Here is a 21,290-nt window from a genome sequence, read left to right as displayed (position 1 = left end):
ACTGTATTTATCGAGATTTCTTCGGTGAGCTTAGTATTTTTTAAGCTATATCGAATTCAGCGTATGCCATTTTAAATTAAAGACAAATTAAATAGAGTTAAACGCGTATTAAAGTAAATTAACAAGCAGTCAGTTTTTTAACTGTTTTATCTGACACTTGATTTTGTAGGTTTTATGCAGGCAATTGATTTAATGGGGTTTATTATAGTTGTGAAGACCGGCCTGGTTGGTGGTTAAAAATTAATAATATAAATAAAATGGTCTTTTATGATGTGTAAAAAGTTGGGGGATTAATAATTTTTATTAATTTGGAAAATTGTGTTTTTTTAATTATCGTTCATTCCACTTTTAGCTTGTTACTTTCATCTTGTTGTTTTGTTTAATTCAACTCAGCCAGATATGTTGTGAATTAAAACTAGTTAAGGCTAATTATGAATGCAAAGTTTCTCGTACTAACATTATTTGGTTTGTTGGTTGCAGTTGGAAAGTTTACGAAAGCACTTGCTCTGTGCATATTCTTATCCTTGGTTAGTTTTAGTGCGACTACGGCTAAAGAATCTAGCGCAGAAACTAAAATTAAAATTAAAGGTGTTATCGTGACATCTGGCTGTAGCTTTAGCTTCCTAACACAAAGCAATAATGTCGATACAATAGACTTCGGCGATTACAACGTCAGTAATGATCGAGGGATAAAAGAGCAGATTTTCCATATTCAGGGGAGAGAAAAAGGAAGTGCTGAGCTTGGCTGCTCTGCATTTTTAGCCGCACAAGAAAAGGTATCAATATCTTTTGGGGACTCATCAGGTCGACAATTAGACCAAAGAGGGGTAGTTACATATGGCGCGGGTAACAATATTCGAGTTGAGATTAACTCTACAGATCTAGAAGCAAGTAATAACAATCCTATCACCTTATCTAACAATGAAATTAAGTATGATAAAGATTTTGCATCTAAGGGGAACTTTTCTTTTATAGCTAAACCATTAGGTTTAAAACAGGCTGAACCAGGAGAGTATAATGGCAGCCTTTCCATTTACATTAAATATAATTAAAAAAAAGTTATTTAACGAAAAAGATTCAATTTTCTGTTCACTATTAGTCAGTTTGTTATTTTTTTCTGCGATTATTTCTGATTCTAAAGCGGAATCTGTGAATGAACTAACGGAAAATGTTCTACTGAATGAAAGTATTCAGGAAACTCAAAAAGTTGAAACAAAGAATTCGTTGATTTCAAATGAGAATGTGAACTTAGTAACATCGCTTGAACATGAAAAAGCTGTACCACAAAGTGAACCCATCGAAAGTACTGAAGAAATAGAGTTTGATTATAGTTTCTTTAAAGGCGGCAGAGATGAAAAGTGGCTTGGACTAGATTCTGTCAATATTTCAAATGGAAGTTACGTTGTCGATGTAATCGTAAATAATAAATCAGCAGGTAATAGATTGTTGGTTATATCCGATGAAGACCATCCAAATATTTGTTTTGACAGTAAGTTTTTAGACTCGATAAATCTATCATTGGACTCAGATTTTTACAAAAATTACTATCATAGTGACTTAGATTGTTATTTTATTAATAATCAAAATAACTCCGATGCAAACTTTGATTTCCCAACTCAGCAACTTGTATTAACTATTCCTCAGGCTGGAATTAGAAAAGTAAACTTAACAGACGTTGAATGGGATTATGGGTCAAACTCTTTAAGAACATTATATAATGCTAATGTTTTTGCTAATGAAAAAAATATAGATGTTTTTGCTTCTACTCAAATTAAAGCCAATATTAGTCGTTGGGTACTTAATGGTTATGCTTTCGTCGATGATAATAAGTTTGAAGTTGACTTTGCTTATGCAACTACTCCTTTAAGAGACTATCAATCTGATTTTAGCCTAGGCCGGATTTTTGGTGGGGGGAGTATTATTAATGGAGATAGCATGGATGGTTTGTCTATTTCCAGTAATAGATTAATGAGTTCGAGTCACGGTTATAGCCCCAAATTTGTTGGTATTGCCAATAGTTTTGCAAAAGTGACTTTAGTGCAAAATGGTATTTCTGTCCATTCAGAAACGGTTTCACCCGGTCCTTTTGTTATTGAAAATGTTACACTTATTCGAAGTGGTGATGTGAGAATGGTCATTACAGAAAGTGATGGTACAGTCAGAGAAGATGTTATTCCTATCAATATATCACCTTCAATGTTAAATAATAATGAAATTGAATATTATGTCAGTCTAGGGAAACGTAACAATGACTTTGCTGATGATAAAGTTTTTATATCTGCTAATGGTGGTCTTGGTTTTGAACTGTTTTCTTTGAGAGCAGAAGGACTTGCACATCCAAACTACTTTGCTTTAGGGGCAAGTCTTGAAACAAACTTTGACTGGTTAGGCAGTGTTTCTTTTGAAGGTGAAGTGACATTAGCTAATTTTAGTGACGTAGGGAGAAAAACTGGCAACAAAGTCAGCGTTTCGTTAATGAGATTCTTGACAGAGTCAACGAGTTTTCGAGTACACACGACTTATTATGATTCTCAAGACTATATCGGATTTTCAAAATTTTATGCGAAAGATTATGATAATTTAATTAAACAAAGAACGCGTAATGAAATTAATATAAGCGCAAACCATAGGCTATCTAATTTTTCTAGAATATATACTTCATTGTGGCTAAGGGAGTATTTTGGTTTTCCAGATAGTAAAGGGGCTACACTTTCATTTAGTGCTAACCTTGATTATTTAGATTTTTCATTAGGCGCAACTTACTCAAATAATGCTAACACAGATAATTACAGTTTATCAGCCTCTGTTTCAGTGCCATTTGATTTAATAAACCGCAATGCTATTTCAACAACATCATTGACATCAAACAAAGGTGGCTCTGTCAATATAAGTACTGGCATTAGTTCTTCCATCAATGATCAGTTAAGCTTTGGTCTTAATCATAGCCAAAGTGTTAATGGGGAAAGTTATTTATCGTCTTTGAATTCGTCATATTTAAGCAATTATGGATTTGCAAACTTTAGGGTCAGTAATTCTGAGAGAAATATTACTGGTTCAGCTTCCTTCAGCGGAACAATGGTTGCAATACCACAAGAGAAAACTTTTCTATTTTCTCAAAACTTAAGTGACACAATTGCTGTTGTTAATGTTAATGGTGTTGAAAATGTAAAGTTCAATCAATCACGAATGGGAACTGATTCAAATGGTAACGTTGTTATTCCACTCACCAGTTACAAGTTAAATCAAATAACATTGGACGCTTCTAGTTTACCTAATGATTTAGAGTTATTTGAAACTAATACTACAATTGTTCCTTCTCAAAATGCCGTCGTTTATCTTCCTTTAAAGCACTTTGAGTTAAAGCGCTATATTTTACAAGTGAAAAATTCAAAAGGTGATTTTGTTTCAGCAGGAACATGGGCCTTTGATCAGAATGGTACGCCACTTGGTTTTATATCTAACAATGGTGTTCTAGTGTTTAACTTAATTTCAACTCCTGAATATATTGATTTGGCCGGTTGTATAATTAAGTTTGATAAATTAGTTGAATCGCAATATCTGCAAGGGGTCACCTGTGAAAAATATAAGTAAATTGATTTTAATCGTATGTTTGTTTTTTTCTTACAATGCTCATTCTGCTCTATCATTAGATGCGACTAGATATATTTTCAATGAAAATAGTTCTTCAGTATCTGTAATGATTAAGAATGATTCTCAAAGTGAGTATGCGGCGCAAATTTGGATTGATAATTCTAGTCCGGATAAACAGCCAAAGTTTATTGTTACACCGAGTTTTTTTAGAATAAAGGCTGGCAGTACTCAAGTGGTGCGTATTATCAAAGCTGTTAAGGATATTTCTCAAGATGATGAAAAATTATTTTGGTTAAACTTACAAGAAATTCCACCCAAATTGGCAGGTAACGGTTTGAATATGGCGATTAGAACTCAGGTTAAAGTTATTTATCGCCCAGAATTAATTAGAGAGTATCGCTATGCTTCTGAGAAGAAGTTAACCGTAAGCCATGAGTCAGGTAAAACTTATCTCAGAAATACAACTCCTTATATTTTTGCTATCGGGAATCTGTATAGCCTCAATGGTATTGTCGAATTAAGTAAATCTAATATTGCTAGTTTGTCCATTTTTAAGCCTGGAGACTATATAAAAATAGATGGAGAGGTTGAGGTTACTGCCCTAGATGCTATTAATGATTATGGTAATGTGGAACGCTATATTCTAAATGTGGAGGATGAAAGTGAACAATAAAATTATATGTAATTTGAGCATCATTTTTTATTTGCTATTTCCTATAGATGTTGTCGCTGAAGAGGTTGACTATAAGGTATTTGATTTAGGAGGAGTAAATGTAGCTCATGTAGAAGGTCAGTTTTTAATTGTTGAGCAATTTTTGCCAGAGCCTCAGCTTTTAAGATTAGATTCTTATAACAAAAGATTAGCGAAATTAATTGAATTAAATGACTGTGAACTAGTGCAGCTTTTTCCCGGTAAAGCGACTATTCGGTTTAAAGGCTCTGATCCAGAGTCTGATTCTTACATCATTGCTGACATAGCTTTAAATATTGATGGTGTTCAATCTGACTTAAATATTAATGAGTCAGAAGGTCTTGTGCAATTGGTGTTGCCAGACGATTACAAAACAATTGAGCTAGTTGCAGTTGGGAGTTTTAAAATCTATGTTGTCAATAATTTAAATAAATCATTTGAGTTAGACTTGGTCATTAATGCAAGAAGTGTTTATTCAATTTAGTTGCTTTTTAATGTTTTTTAATAATTTTTATTAAGTTTTATTCCTCGACTTAACTGGTATTGTAGCAGCGATTTTTTATGCTTTAAACCAAGTTACATTAAAGTGTTAAAAAATTATTTTTATCAGAGACGCATAATTTAATGATTTATTTTACCGCTAAGGATGAGTAGTTAATAGATAGTTTTAGCATTTCTGAAGTTTTCTTATTAATCATTAAAAATTAAACAAGTTTAAGGAATGAGTTATGAATAAAAGTAAATTAGCTTTATCTGCCATTGCGTTAGTAGTGTCATCTGCATCAGTTTATGCATTTACTGAGTCTCCAAATGGTACGTTTCAAGGATCATTAGATTTTAATGGTGTTATTACTAATACTAATCCAATTTGGGCGTACCAAATTGAGCCAACTTCTCCTGCAAGAGTAAAAGATTTAAATGCCCAGCTGAATGAAGGTCAAATACAAAGTGACGGTTCAATCGTATTTGATTTTTCTAGAGTAGGTACCGTTCCTTTTGTTGAAGGTTACATGAAGGGGGCTGCAGTACAAGGTGGTGTAGGCTTATCTCCAGTAGTGACTGTTTTAACATCAACGGGCGACATTGAAGTAGTGGGCCCAAATATGGCAAAAGAGGGGATTCATAATATTTCTCTAAATATTGAGGAAAATGGTATCCGAGTACCTAATGCATCTCTAGAAATGAAGTTGTCTTCTGGTACAAGTGGCGCAGCAACATACAATGGTCAATATTTTTGGCCTGAATCAGCAGTTAACTATGGTGTTGCACAATCTGCTATGTCGCGTGCAGTTAATTTAGTGCTCGGTAGCGAACCTTTTGCCGCTATATACGCTGGAAAACAAAATTCAGCAGCTGCTTCAAAAGTTTTAAACCCTGCTGATGAAGGTACTTGGACAATTTATGACCCAAGTAACGTCGGTTACGGTTTGACACGCACAGAATATAGAAATGTTTTTGGTGCTTTTGCAACTACAGTTTCGCACATTCAATTGCATGCTAGTGTTAATTCAGTTCCAGACACTTGGTACGCAACATTGCCAGTGAACATTGTTCTTCAATAATATAGTTGTTCAATAGTTTGGCCTAGCTATACAGACTCGCTTCTTGCTGCTTTAGGCATCAAGCGAGTTTTTTATTAATTATCGGTCTTTATTATATACTTTCTGCGGTTATATCTGATGTTGTTAGAATTTTTGCATCAACATATTGCTGATAAGTTTCAGTTCCCCATGCAATAAGCTTGTTGTTTTTAAACAGTAGTGGAGTGCATTCATCTCGTGTGGTAATGCCGTCAGATTTTATGTGATGGGTGCGATAATATAACAATTGATACTGACCATCTTCAGCCGTTTTAGCCTCAACAAAATCAGCACGGCCAAATATTTTTTGTATATCTTCAATTGTTTGCCCAAAAGCAATCTCAGATATTTTTTGTTGATTATAGGCTTGTCTATCTTCCCAGGCTCTTTCCTCTGGTGAGGGTTCATAGGTAAACATTACCACTATCACAAAACATAGGTAGCTGATAAATACTGCTCCTATTATATAAGTCGCTTTACTTTGCATTTTATTTTCCATCATTAAGCTGTTGAATTAACAGTTTGTCCTTGTTGGCATAATCAATAGTTTATTTATCAACACTGGCCTGGTAGCGCAATTGTTTCAAATTAATATTCAGTGGTAAATCGCATTGTAACTGGGCTAGTTTGTAACTGATACGGGCAATCTCTTTACCTTCTTCTAGCTTTTTGGCTTGTTTCGGGCCTAAATTATTCAATAGCCGATAGAGGTTTGCTAATGTCCTGAATTTATTTAATAAATCTGCTGCAGATTTAGGCCCTATGCCTGCAATCCCAGGAATTTTATTACCTGAATCACCTGCTAGGGCAATGTAATCAATAAATTGGCTATGGATGACACCGAGTTTGCGTTCGTAATCTGTGATGTTGAATGCACTTTGATTAAAGTGATCCCATAGCACAAGGTTATGTTGAGGGAGTTGGCTAAACCCTTTATCTGTTGATGCAATTACAACATGACCATTATTTTGAGTGATTTTTAAGGCTAGGGTGGCAATAACGTCATCGGCTTCAGATTCTGCATCATATGAAGTGATGTGTGCTTGTTCAAGATTTTGTTTAATTTCACGTAAGCCTTTCTGTAATGGCTCAGGCATGGGTTTTCTACCTTTTTTATAATCAGGGTAGAGTTTTTTTCGCCAAGATTCTTTGTCACCATCCCATACCACGACAACATGGGTGGGTTGATGAAGTTTAAGCATTTTATGACAAGCGGCTAAGGTGCGAACGTTAACGCTTGCTATGTCGTTTTCATCCGGTAATACCGCATGAATTCTACGTACTAGGTTTAATCCATCAATAATAAGTAATTTGTTCATTGGGTTATTTTAATACTTTATAGCATGGCTCATAGGCGCTGCCTGGCAGCTTCATTCGTTGTTGCTCTACAAAGGCATTGAGTAACTTATCCATCATTTCCATTAATTTAGGATCACCTTTAATTAAAAACTTTCCGTGGTCCTCAATCAGCTTTATAGTATCGCCTTTTACGTTGCCGGCAACAATACCTGAAAATGCTTTGCGTAAATTAGCGGCTAATTCTGCTTTATTCGCTTGGAAATAAAGATTTAAATTTTCCATGACTTCATGAGTTGGCTCAAAAGGTAATTGAAATTCAGGTTCAATTTTTAATGACCATTGATATTGGTATGCATCACCTTTCAGCTTTCTATAGTCTTTTACATTTTTCATGCCTTGCTTCATTATCTGGCCGACTTTTACGGGATCATCAATAATAATTTGATATTTGTTTTGAGCTTCTTCACCCAAGGTTACCGCAATAAAAGCGTCTATCTCTTCAAAATATGCGGCACTTTCTTTAGGGCCAGTTAATACTAGTGGGAAGGGGATGTCGGCATTTTGTTTATTAAGTAAAATACCTAATAAATAGAGTAACTCTTCAGCAGTACCAGCTCCGCCAGGAAATATAATAATACCGTGTCCTAATCGAACAAAGGCTTCTAAGCGTTTTTCGATATCTGGAAGAATAACCAGTTCATTGACGATTTGATTAGGAGGCTCAGCAGCTATAATACTCGGTTCTGTCAGGCCTATATAACGGGCATTTTTAACTCTTTGCTTTGCATGTCCAATGGTAGCACCTTTCATGGGGCCTTCCATGGCACCTGGGCCACATCCTGTACAGATATCTAGGCCTCTAAGCCCTAATTGATAGCCCACTTCGCGGGTATATTGGTATTCAATTGAATTAATGCTATGCCCACCCCAACACACAACTACATTAGGGTCTTTCATTGGTGAAATCGCTCTGGCATTACGAAGAATATCAAATACGACGTTAGTGATATGACTAGCGTTAGTTAAATTGATGTGCTTTAAGTTATCGTATTTATTGGTGATATAAATAATATCCCGCAACACCGCAAATAAGTGCTCTTGAATACCGGCAATAATGACGCCATCAACAAATGCACCTTCTGGGGGATTGAGTAGTTCTAATTTGATGCCACGCTCTCGCTGTAGCACATTAATATTGAATGTATCGTATTTATCAAATAATGCTTGAGCGTTATCACTGACTAATCCTGAAGAGAGTACTGCTAAGGAGCAATTTCGATAGAGTTGATAAAGCTCACTTTTAGCCCCTTGTTTAAGGCGGTCGACTTCTAGTTGGGAAAGCTGATCTAAGCTGCCGCGTGGGCTGATTTGTATAATCATAAGCAATTCCTTAAGGCTTTGAGGGGGGGGATAGCCTTAAGCAATGGCTTATATGTCTATCACCACTCTGTCACGGCCATTGTTTTTGGCGCGGTATAGGGCCGCATCTGCTCGCTCAAAAGCGTCTTGCATGGTTTCATTGTCCATCACTTGCGCAGCACCTATAGATAATGTAACGGTAATTCTCTGATTTTTAAACTTAAAGGGTATATTTTTTACTTTTTCTCTTACTCGGTTTAAAAGAATTGAAATGTGGTCTTCGGTAATTTCTGGTAGTAGTAACACAAACTCTTCTCCTCCGTATCTGGCAACAAATTCGCTGTCACGGAGAGAGTTTTTTAATGCCATAGCAATAACTTGTAGCGTTTTATCACCGGTACTATGACCAAAGTTATCATTGACACTTTTAAAATGGTCGATATCTGTTACCGCGATCCATAAAGGTGTTTTAAATCGAATATGATTGCGATACTCAACATCCATTCTATCTTCCAGCGCGGCTCTATTCGCAAGCTGGGTCAACGGGTCTAGTAGGTTAAGCTTCTGATGTTCAAATAGCTTTTCTTTGTAACTGTTGGCTTCTTGCGTGATGTTATTTAACTCTTTACGCATCGCTTCAATTGATTTACGTAAAATGCTTTGTTCGCGTTGTTCAAGAGCCTCTTTACGAGAGAGTGCATCACGCAATGATGAAAGCTGTATGGTTAGCTGAGTTTTTAGATCACTAACATCATCAACATCAGTAATAATGCCACCTGCATTATCCACTCTTAAATTGATTTCTTTGTTCAACTGTTGTTTTAATTGATGACTTCTTTCATTGCTATTATGCGAGCTTGTTACCACATCTCGCACGACGGTTAAGGCATCATTTAGCGCATATAGAAAATCTTGAGAAGCAGACTTTTCTCGCGCGATATTATCGAGTAAAAGGCTTAAAATAGTTTGGTACGACTCAAGTAAAGTATTGAGGGTGATGTCTCCTTGTAATACTTCTTTCATCACAAGAATCTGGTCGCGTTGATCTTTTCTAAATTCTATTTCTGATATTTTGACTGCTAATTCACGGGCTAACTGAACGTGTTGCGGTAAAATTTCATAGTTATCGGCTTGAGAGAATTCTTGTTGTAAAATTGATTCATAAAAACCAACTAGCTTTTCAACTTTGGGAATGTATTCCCAGACGGTATGAAAAGGTTTACCTAAGTCCTGCTTAAAATATTTGATTTCTTTTTTAACTTTTTCAGGAGCTGAGTTGACTCGCTGAATTTGCCTTATTACTCTCGATAAACCCATGCGGCTTTCTTCAAGTTGGCTCATAGTTTGGTTGTATTGGCTTTTTAAAATGCGTTCGATATCAACTAGATCGGGAAGTGCTTCGTCAATTTGGTCGTAATCATGTAAATGATGGCGTAGCTTTGCGAGTTTATTGTCGAGTTCTAAATTTTGTCCTTTACAGGCTAAGCTTAAATTTCCAATAAACTGAATTAATGTTTTAAGCTTTTCATTTCTATCTTTATTGATTTCTTCTAAAGAAACGCGAGCAGCATGTAGTTTTTGTTTCATGAGCGTTATCTGAGATATCGCTAATTCAGAGTCTTTCATAAAATGCCTTGTTGCTTGCTGGAGCTGATTGTTAAGAAGAATATTTTTATCGACTAGCTGTGTATAAAGCTGAACAGCAAAAAGTCTAATACTATTACTATAGTAAACATATCTATAAAATACATAAGAGTCATTAAAACTTATGTAGCAATACTATAACATAGTGGCTCATAGGGGTATGAAAAAACACTGTAATTTGTGCAGTTACTATGTGTTTGCTGCAAATTTCACCGACAACTAGTTAGGCCACCAATCCTCTGTAATGGTTAGGTTACTTTCAGCTTTAATTATGCCGCGTTTTAATGCTTGAGTAAGATTCAAATAAAGTGGTGACCTAAAAATTGTCGCTGGAGCAAAGTTTAAGGACTTTAACGAAACATAGGTGCTTTCAGGCTGTGTCATCGCCGCAGCTAAAGCATATTGTACGGTTTCAAAATGAATTTCAGGTGTGACAGATATATCAGGATTGGATAGCAATGGTAGTTTTATGTGGCCAACATAAACTCGTGATAGTGCCATATTTCGAGTGAAACTGGGTATCAGCGGATTATTACATAGTGCGTTGCTGGTGAATTCCAAAACCTGTTGATGAAGTGATTGTGCATCAATGTCATGTTTGAAGCAGCAAGCATATTGCCCCGGTTTAACAATATAAATATCGGCAGATAGTCGTTGACTTAATTCAGTAATTAATTTTTTTATTTGTATCGCTGATTGGGTTAAGCCCATTTGGGTGTCGCATCTTGTCAATGCTTCAATTTTTATCAATGCCAAAGCGGCCAACTCCGTTTGTCGATATTGTTGTAGCTGCTTTAGGCAGGCTCGAAGTCCATTCATTTGAGTAATAGGCTCAAGTAAGCATAATTTTTTGTAGTGGCGCTGCGCAGCAATAAGTTTGCTCGAGCGGTTGAGTGTCACGGTAAATACAATCAAAGTCAGAACAAATAGTCCGAGTATTAATGTAATGATTAATTGTTTTTGCTGTATTTGCTCAGTTGAGTCTTGCAACTGATTTTGAAGTAAACTTAAATCAAATTTAAGCTTTTGCTCTGTGAGTCCAGATGCACTGCTATTGTCCTCGCTACCTTCAAGGTTTTGAGGTGAAAGAGCAATAAGTTGATCAGCAACTTCTAATGCTTTGTCCATTTCTCCAAGCTCTCGGTAAGCTTTTAATAAATAGCTTAATACTTCTCGCTCTGAGTTCATTAAGTTTTTTTGCTTGGCTATTTTTAATGCATTGTTTGCATGGACAACAGCTTGTCGCCACTCACTTAGTTCAAGCAATATTTGGCTAAACAGTGCTTCATTATAAACCAAGTAATGATTGACCTTTTTGGCGACAAATATGTTATTGGCGGTTGTGATAGAGGTTAATGCTGCTTGAGGGTTACCTAAGTTTAAATAGGCTTCGGCAATATTATGGTTATTTAATGCTTGGGCTATTTCACTGCCTAATTTTTCGTTGATTTGCAATGCATTCAAGTAATAGTCGATGGCTTTATGCCAAAGCGTTTGCTGTCCATAAATCATGGCTATGACTGTCAGAGATTCAGCAATATAGGCGTCTTGACCAATACCTTGAAAACTTGTAACCGCATCATGAGCGTACCTTAGAGCATCGTCCCATTGTTCAAGATCGCGATAAGTTCGAGCTAAATTTAGCTGAGCATGTGCCTTAATACCTGGATATTTAATTCGATTACCTACTCTAAATGCTTCGGTGTAATACTGTAGTGACTTTGTATGATCATTATTGCGGTTATGGTACTTGCCTAGAGCCATTTCAGCGCTAGCGATGAAGTAGTCGTTTCTAACTTGGTAAGCTATTTCTCGATATTTATTTAAATGTGTGAGTGCTGGGCCTCTTTGTAAAACTAATAAATTTAAGGTGCTTAAACTTTGGTGTAAGTTAAGTTTAAAGTAGTTTGCCTCAGTGGATAAATCTGAACTAATTAAGTTCAGCGCATCATTGTATTGGCTTATTGCAAATTCATAGTCTTGTGATTGACGTCCCTTAAGTCGCCCTTTAAGCATGATCACTGCAGCCTTATCTATTGGGGTTGATGCAACAATATCAAGTTGGTCAATCACTGTTTGAGCGTGTTGATATTTGTTTTCCGCTACAACACCTGATTGAAGATAGAGTCTAGCTAATAAAATTAATTGCTGAATTAGTGTATTAGATTGCTTTTTTTGCTGAGTTGCGATGGCATGAAATTCATCCTTACTTGAGAATGATAATGGGTGCTGAGTACTTTCTAATAACTCAGTCAATAAAGCTTGCGGAGTCTCTCTGAAAGTAATTTCTTGTTCAGCAGTTGTGTTGGCTAATGCTGTTGTGGAAAATAACAGTCCAGCTAATAAAAGGATAATCACATAACACCGCATAAAAATACATCTTCCTTAAAGTGTTTGGTATGCTAAATATTTAACTTAATCAGCAGTTTATATTGATTCGAATAATCGCTTGTTCAATCGGTTCTCGACGATAATAATCTCAACTTGGAATAATTATTGTTTTGTATATCGTCCTTTGCATCGCTGACGGTGTTGAATAAATGGGGTCTTTAGCTTGAAATCAGCATAAAATTCAAGTTTGTATATAAGCGAATCAATTTTTTATCTCTCAGCGCTATTTATTCGCCCCTAACTCGAGTTCAGGTTATAGTAACCTAGTAATAATCATTTGGTACATTTTGTAACGTAATACAACAAACTGCTGAGACCAATATCATAAGTTGTTATAATTCATCATAAGAAGATACTTTATCGCAAAGTAAAATCAATATAATAATATCAAAAGGATACCACTGTGAAACCCTCTACTTTAGCATTAGTTGTTTGCTGCGCTTTTATTTCGAACGCAGCTATTGCTGATGTCGAATACCACATAGATTTAACTGAACCTGAGCATCATTTAGCGCAAGTGTCAGTGACCTTCCCAAGCACATCAAAAAACTCGTTAGTGATTAATTTACCGGTATGGCGTACGGGTCGTTATGAAGTGTTACCTGTTGCAGATGGCGTGCGTTTATTTGAAGCCACAGACAGAAAAGGTAATTCGTTAGATTGGCAACGTACTGCAAGCGGTGAATGGCAAATTAATTTACCTAAACCCACAGAAGTAACCATTAATTATCAAGTCTATGCTAATCAGCTAGGTGATCGTTTACGTCATATTGATAGAAGTCATGCTTTTCTTGATGCCAGTGGCATATTTATGTATAGCCCTGAATTTAGAGATGAAAATGTAACAGTGAACATGTCCGTTCCTAAACGTTGGCAAAGTTATTCAGGAATGAAACGTGGTAATAAGAAACATTCATTTATTGCTGAAAACTATGATGTATTAGTTGACTCTCCTATTGAAACGGGGATTAGCCAACATTTTACCTTTGAAGCTGATAACCGAGATTACGAAGTGGTATTTTGGGGTGAAGGTAACTATGACACTCAGCAAATTGTCACAGACTTAGAAAAAATAAGTTATCAGGCTAAGGCCATATGGGATGGCTACCCATTTGAAAGATATGTTTACATGATTCATGCAACTAGCGGAGCACGCGGTGCTACTGAACATTTAAACTCTACCGTTATTCAATTACCTCGTTTTAACTTCCGCGAACGTAAAGATTATTTACGCTTCATTAGTACCGCCTCCCATGAATTTATACATACTTGGAATGTAAAAGCTTATCGCCCGCAAGGGTTGGTTCCATATGATTATCAGGCAGAAAATATGTCTGAACTACTATGGGTTGCCGAAGGGTCGACAAGTTATTTCCAAAATCAATTATTACTACGAGCAGGTGTGATCAGCGCCAAAGAGTTTTTTGAAGATTTAAGCAAGCGAATAAATAATAACTTGCATAAACCGGGACGAGAAATCCAATCTATTAAAGAAGCCAGTTTAGGGCAGTGGAGTAGCACTCGCGGAGACTACTCGCTTAACCATAGTGTCAATATCTATGCAGAAGGGTATATGACCTCATTAGCGTTAGACTTTAGCTTACTTGATGAAACTCGACTTGCTCATTCTTATCGTGATGTGCATAACAAGCTATATCAAGATTTTAAAGTACCACGAGGGTATTCAGTGCAAGATATAAAAGATATTTTGTTTGAATTATCAGGCAAAGATTATCAACCATGGTGGCAAGCAAATGTAACCTCAGCATTGAGCATTGATTTTGAGGCATTATTAGCTAAAGCAGGCTTAACTATTGGTTATAGTAATCCGTCAGCAACTAAGGTTGATGCAGGATTAACTGTATCTACTGCTGGCGATCATTTAACGGTGACTCATGTGGTTAGAAATGGCGTTGCTTGGCAAGCAGGAGTTAATGCGGGTGATATCATTGTTGCGGTGAATGGTTTAAGAGTGTCGGCTTCGGATTGGCTTAAACGTTTAGCTGATTTTAAGCCGGGTAATACTATTAAGGTGAGCTTATTTAATAATGATAAATTGGTGACTCGCGAAATCACCTTGGCGGAGCAGCCTAAAGGGGAGTTAAAAATTCTGCCTTTAAGTCAGGTGTCAAACCAGCAAAAATCCTTCTTAAAAGCTTGGATTGGTATAGATTGGCCGTTTGATAATAATGGTCATTACCTAAAAGCGAAACAGTAATTTTCATGCCGTTTGTGTTATAAAAATGCCCATCAATGATGGGCATTTTTTATGACTGTCGATAAAGATTCTTTCACAGAGTCAACAACTCTATAAACTCTGCTCCATTGGGCCAAATGCACCATGTAAAGCTTGAATAAATGCGATTAACTCACTTCCCATTAAAGCAAAGTCCGCGTCTAATCTAGCCATAGGGTCGTCATTACCTAGGTCATCATTACCTGCTCTAAATTCTTCCGAAAACTTGATACGTTTAATGCTGGTATCAGACTGCATCACAAAGGCAATGGATTGAGCAAAATGTAAAGCCAACTTGTGAACTTGTTTCCCTGTGGCGATATGAGCCAACACTTCATCTTCTTGTAATACTTGCTGTTTAAAGCGAACAATGCCGCCTTCATCAGACTCAGACTTCAATTCTGCTTCATCTTGCATTTCAAATGGTTGAGGTGCTTCTCCTGCTTGTAGCCACTCAGTTAATGTGTGCTCAACTGGCTTTGCATAACTCAATGGAATAACAGGCAGGCTGCCTAAAGCTTTGCGCAATAAAGCGAGTAACTCTTCTGCTTTGGTGGCGCTTGAACTATCCACAAGTATCATTTCTAATTCAGGCAGAATAAGCGCACGGGTTTGGCTTCGTCTAGAAAATGCACGGGGTAGCAAAGTCGTGGTGATGTCATCTTTCATGGCATCTTTTTCTTTTTTGGTTACTTTACGGCTTTCTTGAGCTTCTATTTCAGCAACCTTTTCATCCATAGCCTCTTTAATCACTTGGCCTGGTAAGATTTTCTCTTCTTTTGTAACGCAGATTAAGTGCCTGTTTTGAGCACTATGCACTAATGTTTGGCCTTGCTTACCTAACGCGTTAGAAAAACCAAATTTACTAATATCTTGGCTTGAACAAGGGCTAAAAGTGAAGTCAGCTAGCGCTTTTTCTAGCGTTTCTGTGTCGGTGGAAAAAGGCTTGTTAAAACGATATAGGGTGAGATTTTTAAACCACATAAGAAAGACACTCATTAATAGATAAAATAGTTGGCCAAGCAGTTTACGGCATCTGGAACACGGGGTAAACAGCGATGTTATATCGTCTTTTATGGCCCCAAAGACAGATTCATAAAAGTGTCATAAAGTATTTGTTTGATTTTAGTATGTTTATAATCAATGTCTTACATGATATTTGTAGGGAGCTTATTACTCAATCTTCAACAAACATTCATCATTGCAATATTTTTGAAACAAATAGGCTGCAAAATGCGCCTCGTTCCCAAAACAATGACTCGACGAATTAATCGTCAAAAGGATGAAATGATGAACTTATTTACCAAAACGCTTCTTGCTTCAGCCGTTACCTCGGCAACCCTATCATCAGCATATGCCGCTGATCCACTTCAAGTGTATGGTAAGTTGAATGTGACTGCACAGTACAACGATGTTGCAGGTGATTCAGAAACAACTATTCAAAGTAATGCATCTCGTTTTGGTGTAAAAGGTGCTTTTGATTTAGGTAACAATTTAGAAGCTTTTTATACAATCGAATATGAAGTAGATACGGGTGATGCTGATAAAGAAAACTTTAAAGCTCGTAACCAATTTGTTGGTTTGAAAGGCGATTTTGGTTTATTTTCTGTAGGTCGTAACGACACTGTTTTAAAAATTTCTCAAGGTAAAGTAGACCAGTTCAATGATTTAGCCGGTGATGTTAAGAATGTGTTTAAAGGTGAAAACCGTATGGCACAAACTGCGACCTATTTGTCACCAAAGTTCAGTGATTTCCAAGTGGGTGTAACCTATGTAGCGGATGGTGATGAAGATCAAGCTGACGAAAATGGTGTAAGTATGGCAGTAACTTATGGTGATTCAGGACTTAAGAAAACGCCTATTTATGCCGCCATTGCTTATGATTCAAAAGTAAAAGGTTATGATGCTGCACGTGCAACGATTCAAGGTACTGTTGCAGGGCTTGTGTTAGGTGGTATGTATCAACAGCAAGAGAAAATTGATTCAGGTGTTTCAGATAATGGCTATTTATTAAGTGCTGCTTATAAAATTGATGCAGTGACAGTTAAAGCACAATATCAAGATATGGATAGTGTAGGTGATTCATGGTCTGTTGGTGCTGATTACAAGCTAGCTAAACCCACTAAAGTGTTTGCATTCTATACCAGCCATGTGACTTATGATTCTGGTGATGTTGATGATTCATATTTTGGTCTAGGTTTAGAGCACAAGTTTTAATCATTAAGTCATCTGGTTTTAACATAGAATAAGGGAGCTTCGGCTCCTTTTTTATTGGTTTATGAGTCGATATGACTTTGGGGAATAACAACCGCGTTATAAAAAACATTTATGAAATCAGCATTAATTGCTTATTATGCTTAATATTGTCCTTAAGATCATAAATCTGTAATAAAACTGACCAATAATAGTCATTGTGGCAATTTACTTAAAATAGAAGCGAATATGACAGCAAGGATATTAATTGTAGAAGATGAATCAGCCATCCGTGAGATGCTGACCTTCGTAATGGACCAACATGGATTTTCAACGATCGCGGCTGAGGACTTTGATTCAGCTTTGACACAATTAGCTGAACCATATCCTGATCTTATTATTTTAGATTGGATGTTTCCCGGTGGTAGTGGTATCCAGTTAGCCAAGAGGCTTAAACAGGATGAATTTACCCGCCAAATTCCCATTATTATGTTGACCGCTCGTGGTGAGGAAGAAGATAAAGTTAAAGGCCTAGAAGTGGGCGCAGATGACTATATTACTAAACCTTTTTCGCCTAAAGAGTTGGTAGCACGTATCAAAGCGGTTTTGCGAAGAAGTGCGCCAACGCGTTTAGAAGAGACTATTGATGTTCAAGGTTTACAGTTAGATCCTGTGAGTCATCGAGTGTCAATTGGCGATACGGTACTTGATATGGGACCTACAGAGTTTAGATTATTACATTTCTTCATGACTCATCCTGAGCGAGTATATAGCCGTGAGCAGTTGCTTGATAATGTGTGGGGTACCAATGTTTACGTTGAAGATAGAACTGTAGATGTTCATATTAGACGCTTGCGTAAAGCAATTGAGCAAGGCGGATACGATAAACTCATTCAAACCGTTCGCGGTGCGGGTTACCGTTTTTCAACACGTATGTAAAGTTTACGTATTGTGACTGTATGCGATGACATAATTAGTGCTAATCTAGGCCTAATCTGCAGTGTCATCATGTTGAATATTAATTGGCAACCACCTATGCCAATTAATATTTTTAACTTAAGCTGCGGATAACAGATTAGCTTACGATTTTATTGATACAAGGTTTATTTCGCCTTGTATGTAAATCAATTTGATGTGTGGCTCAGGTTACTTACACCTACTTAGGTAATATATGTTGGACTCATATTCGGGCTATCGTCTGTTGTTAAGACTGGGCTTATTTCTATTTATACTATTACTACTTGGCCTTTTGCTTGACCAAGTCTCGTTAGTGATGATACTTGGGGTGATAGGGCTATTAATTTGGCACTATCGACAGCTATCTCGGTTGAATTATTGGCTTTGGAAAGATAAAAAACTCACCCCACCGCAGGGTTCTGGAAGTTGGGAAGGGGTATTTAATGGCATTTATCGATTACAAGGTAAAAACCGCAGGCGAGTAGGGCAATTGGCGTCTTTACTGAGTCGTTTTCGACAAGGTGCAGAAGCTTTGCCCGATGCGGCTGTCGTATTGGATTCTGAACATAACATTTTATGGTGTAATAAACTCGCACAACTTATTTTAGGTTTTGTGTGGCCTCAAGACAGTGGCCAACGAATTGATAATCTGATCCGTCATCCTGATTTTTCTGCTTATATTCGTAAAAATGCATTTGCTGAACCGTTAGAAATTCCATCCCCTGTTTCAGAGCGTCGTCTGTTAGAAATTAGATTAATGCCATACGGAGATAGGCAATTACTTCTTATTGCTAGGGATAAAACACGCATTCATCAATTAGAAAGCATGCGCAAAGACTTTGTGGCAAATGTGTCCCATGAACTCAAAACACCATTAACCGTCCTACAAGGTTATCTTGAGATAATGATCAGTATGGAAGAAGCTGATTCTATTAATCAAAAACCTTTGTCGATGATGCAGCAACAAACATCACGAATGCAGTCTATGGTGGAACAACTATTAGCCTTGTCGCGAATTGAAGCGGGTACCACCGTCGACTTATCAAAGGTGGTGGATATGTCCAGTATGTTTTCTCAACTTAAAGTTGAAGCTAACGCTTTATCTATGGGTGATTATGATGTGACATTTGACTGTGATGTAACGGTCAGCCCCCATGGCGATGAGTTACAACTTAGAAGTGCGTGTTCTAATTTGATTTCTAATGCCATTAGGTACACCTCACCTGGAGGTAAAATTGTTATTAAATGGCAATTAGTTAATTCGGGGGCTGAATTTAGTGTCACAGACACTGGGGTAGGTATTGCACCACAGCATATATATCGGTTAACAGAGCGTTTTTATCGTGTCGATAATGCGCGTTCCAGTAAAACAGGTGGAAGTGGCTTAGGGTTAGCGATTGTGAAACATGCTCTTGGGCATCATCACAGTCAACTGTTAGTAACCAGTGAGCTTGGTAAAGGCAGTCGTTTCAGCTTTATTATTCCTAATCATTTATTAGCTCGCAAAGAGTAATTGGCCCATGCAGCGTTAATGTATGCCACCCTATAATGCCGTCAATATTGACGGCATTATAATTTTTAGATGACAAAAGTTGGTGAAAATTCCTCGCTGTCATTTAACTGTCACATAAGAGTCATAGAGTTGTCACTAATGAAATAGATACTGACGGCGTTTAAAAAACTTTAGTACGCTTAATTTGGAGCAATACAATGAAACTTAAAAAACTTGTCGGCGCGATAACCCTAACTGCCGCTGGTGTTTTCTCTGCAGCATCTATGGCTGCAATTGATGAAACGTTACCTGTATATGAAAAAACAAGTGGTGTTTCTGGTAACTTGTCTTCTGTTGGTTCTGATACTCTTGCGAACATGATGACGTTATGGGCAGAAGAATTTAAACATATTTACCCTAATGTAAATATCCAAATTCAAGCCGCGGGTTCTTCTACTGCACCTCCAGCTTTAACTGAAGGAACATCTCAGTTTGGCCCTATGAGCCGTAAGATGAAGCCGAATGAAGTTGAGTCATTTGAAAAGCATTTCGGATACCAGCCTACTGCAATCCGTGTTGCTATTGACGCTTTAGCGGTATTTGTTCACAAAGATAACCCAATCAAAGGGTTAAGCATCGAACAAATTGATGGTATCTTTTCTTCAACTAATAAGTGTGGTGGCCAACAGGTTGAGCGTTGGGGGGATTTAGGGTTAGACGGTAACTGGGCGGCAAAAGATGTTCAGCTATATGGTCGTAATTCTGTTTCTGGTACTTATGGTTACTTTAAAGAAAAAGCATTATGTAAAGGTGACTTCCGTGCCAATGTGAATGAGCAACCTGGTTCAGCATCAGTTGTTCAATCGGTTTCTCAAGGTTTAAACGCCATTGGTTATTCTGGAATCGGTTATAAAACAGCAGGTGTTAAAGCCGTTGCAGTATCGAAAAAAGGTGATAACTACGTAGAGGCAACTTCAGCTAATGCCGCTAATGGAACATACCCATTATCTCGTTACTTATACGTATATATTAACAAGCACCCAAATAAAGATTTATCACCAATGGATCGTGAATTCATTCGTTACATACTATCTAAGCAAGGTCAGCAAGTTGTTGAAAAAGATGGCTATGTTCCATTACCTCGCTCAGTCATTGCTAAAGACTTAGAAAAAGCAGGCATCCGCCTTTAAATTGAGCTTAGTGACGAAAAAGGCCTCTTAATTGAGGTCTTTTTTTTGAGTTTTTGCATAAAAAAAAGCAACCTTTAAAAGGTTGCTTCATTGCAAATGCAATTCAAGTGATAACGATAATGCTATCGAATAGGGAATGATGATGAACAAAACAATGAAACGAATTTATTAGGGGTAAACTGGTCTATTTAACAAAAATAAAAACGCTATAAAAATTTGGTTCATGTAATCAGACTAGGCTTCGATAGAAAAGTTCATTTTAATCAGAAAATTTTTATAAATTATTTTTAGTCGTGAGATTTTAATGAATTTTAGCCAAAAAAAAGCAACCTATTTAAGGTTGCTTCATTGCAAATGCAATTTGAGTGATAGAGATAAGCTATCGAATAGGGGGATGATGATGAACAAAACAAAGAGTCTTTATGGTATGGAAAACCTCAAGCACTCAATAAAAATTTGGTTCATGTAATCAGACTAGGCTTCGATAGAAAAGTTCATTTTAATCAGAAAATTTTTATAAATTATTTTTAGTCGTGAGATTTTAATGAATTTTAGCCCAAAAAAAAGCAACCTATTTAAGGTTGCTTCATTGCAAATGCAATTTGAGTGATAGAGATAAGCTATCGAATAGGGGGATGATGATGAACAAAACAAAGAGTCTTTATGG

General features: G+C 36.8%; 16 protein-coding genes. 10 read left to right on the top strand and 6 right to left on the bottom strand.

Going from position 1 to position 21,290, the window contains the following annotated elements:
- Positions 1-431 precede the first annotated feature (431 nt).
- The 5 genes from L2672_RS02785 to L2672_RS02765 all read left to right on the top strand — a co-directional run bounded on the left by L2672_RS02785 (position 432) and on the right by L2672_RS02765 (position 5,844).
- Complete coding sequence (locus L2672_RS02785) at positions 432-1,052, top strand: fimbrial protein (RefSeq protein WP_248994323.1); 621 nt, start codon at positions 432-434, stop codon at positions 1,050-1,052.
- On the top strand, positions 1,018-3,591 hold the full coding sequence (locus tag L2672_RS02780; protein WP_248994322.1) for a fimbria/pilus outer membrane usher protein: 2,574 nt from the start codon (positions 1,018-1,020) through the stop codon (positions 3,589-3,591). The genes L2672_RS02785 and L2672_RS02780 overlap by 35 nt, the downstream gene beginning before the upstream one ends.
- The gene (locus L2672_RS02775) at positions 3,575-4,264 is read left to right on the top strand and encodes a fimbria/pilus periplasmic chaperone (RefSeq protein WP_248994321.1); all 690 of its coding nucleotides are present in this window, start codon (positions 3,575-3,577) and stop codon (positions 4,262-4,264) included. The genes L2672_RS02780 and L2672_RS02775 overlap by 17 nt, the downstream gene beginning before the upstream one ends.
- Entirely contained in the window at positions 4,254-4,766 is a 513-nt protein-coding gene (locus tag L2672_RS02770) for a DUF5462 family protein (RefSeq protein WP_248994320.1), read from the top strand. Before L2672_RS02775 ends, L2672_RS02770 begins: the two co-directional genes overlap by 11 nt.
- A gap of 244 nt (positions 4,767-5,010) precedes the next feature.
- Complete coding sequence (locus L2672_RS02765) at positions 5,011-5,844, top strand: F4 family fimbrial subunit (protein ID WP_248994319.1); 834 nt, start codon at positions 5,011-5,013, stop codon at positions 5,842-5,844.
- Positions 5,845-5,935: 91 nt separating this feature from the next.
- Here L2672_RS02765 and L2672_RS02760 read toward each other — a convergent pair whose 3' ends face one another.
- From L2672_RS02760 to L2672_RS02740, 5 genes are all read right to left on the bottom strand, one after another.
- Positions 5,936-6,349 carry a DUF3192 domain-containing protein gene (locus L2672_RS02760; RefSeq protein WP_248994318.1) on the bottom strand — a complete coding sequence of 138 codons (414 nt, stop codon included), beginning with the start codon at positions 6,347-6,349 and terminating at the stop codon, positions 5,936-5,938.
- Between the two features lie 61 nt (positions 6,350-6,410).
- The gene (xni, locus tag L2672_RS02755; RefSeq protein ID WP_248994317.1) at positions 6,411-7,181 is read right to left on the bottom strand and encodes a flap endonuclease Xni; all 771 of its coding nucleotides are present in this window, start codon (positions 7,179-7,181) and stop codon (positions 6,411-6,413) included.
- Positions 7,182-7,185: 4 nt separating this feature from the next.
- A complete protein-coding gene (gene ppnN, locus L2672_RS02750; protein WP_248994316.1) occupies positions 7,186-8,541 on the bottom strand; it encodes a nucleotide 5'-monophosphate nucleosidase PpnN in 1,356 nt (451 codons plus the stop codon).
- Positions 8,542-8,589: 48 nt separating this feature from the next.
- The gene (locus L2672_RS02745; protein ID WP_248994315.1) at positions 8,590-10,146 is read right to left on the bottom strand and encodes a GGDEF domain-containing protein; all 1,557 of its coding nucleotides are present in this window, start codon (positions 10,144-10,146) and stop codon (positions 8,590-8,592) included.
- Between the two features lie 237 nt (positions 10,147-10,383).
- The gene (locus L2672_RS02740) at positions 10,384-12,534 is read right to left on the bottom strand and encodes a tetratricopeptide repeat protein (protein WP_248994314.1); all 2,151 of its coding nucleotides are present in this window, start codon (positions 12,532-12,534) and stop codon (positions 10,384-10,386) included.
- Positions 12,535-12,958: 424 nt separating this feature from the next.
- Here L2672_RS02740 and L2672_RS02735 point away from each other — a divergent pair, with 424 nt between their 5' ends.
- A complete protein-coding gene (locus L2672_RS02735) occupies positions 12,959-14,773 on the top strand; it encodes a M61 family metallopeptidase (RefSeq protein WP_248994313.1) in 1,815 nt (604 codons plus the stop codon).
- Between the two features lie 90 nt (positions 14,774-14,863).
- Here L2672_RS02735 and rdgC read toward each other — a convergent pair whose 3' ends face one another.
- The gene (rdgC, locus tag L2672_RS02730) at positions 14,864-15,775 is read right to left on the bottom strand and encodes a recombination-associated protein RdgC (protein ID WP_248994312.1); all 912 of its coding nucleotides are present in this window, start codon (positions 15,773-15,775) and stop codon (positions 14,864-14,866) included.
- A gap of 303 nt (positions 15,776-16,078) precedes the next feature.
- On the opposite strand from rdgC, the gene L2672_RS02725 reads away from it, so the two are divergent.
- The 4 genes from L2672_RS02725 (at position 16,079) to L2672_RS02710 (ending at position 20,623) form a co-directional block, all read left to right on the top strand.
- The gene (locus L2672_RS02725) at positions 16,079-17,008 is read left to right on the top strand and encodes a porin (RefSeq protein ID WP_248994727.1); all 930 of its coding nucleotides are present in this window, start codon (positions 16,079-16,081) and stop codon (positions 17,006-17,008) included.
- 225 nt (positions 17,009-17,233) lie between these two features.
- Complete coding sequence (phoB, locus tag L2672_RS02720; RefSeq protein WP_248994311.1) at positions 17,234-17,923, top strand: phosphate regulon transcriptional regulator PhoB; 690 nt, start codon at positions 17,234-17,236, stop codon at positions 17,921-17,923.
- Positions 17,924-18,155: 232 nt separating this feature from the next.
- Complete coding sequence (gene phoR / locus L2672_RS02715) at positions 18,156-19,454, top strand: phosphate regulon sensor histidine kinase PhoR (protein WP_248994310.1); 1,299 nt, start codon at positions 18,156-18,158, stop codon at positions 19,452-19,454.
- A gap of 197 nt (positions 19,455-19,651) precedes the next feature.
- Positions 19,652-20,623 (top strand): PstS family phosphate ABC transporter substrate-binding protein, encoded by a 972-nt coding sequence (locus tag L2672_RS02710; RefSeq protein WP_248994309.1) that lies wholly within the window; start codon positions 19,652-19,654, stop codon positions 20,621-20,623.
- The last annotated feature ends 667 nt before the right edge of the window (positions 20,624-21,290 follow it).

This window comes from Shewanella gaetbuli (assembly GCF_023284065.1).
GTDB lineage: Bacteria > Pseudomonadota > Gammaproteobacteria > Enterobacterales > Shewanellaceae > Shewanella > Shewanella gaetbuli.
The sequence above is the reverse complement of the archived record's forward strand: the minus strand, read 5'-3'. Positions and strand labels throughout refer to the sequence as shown.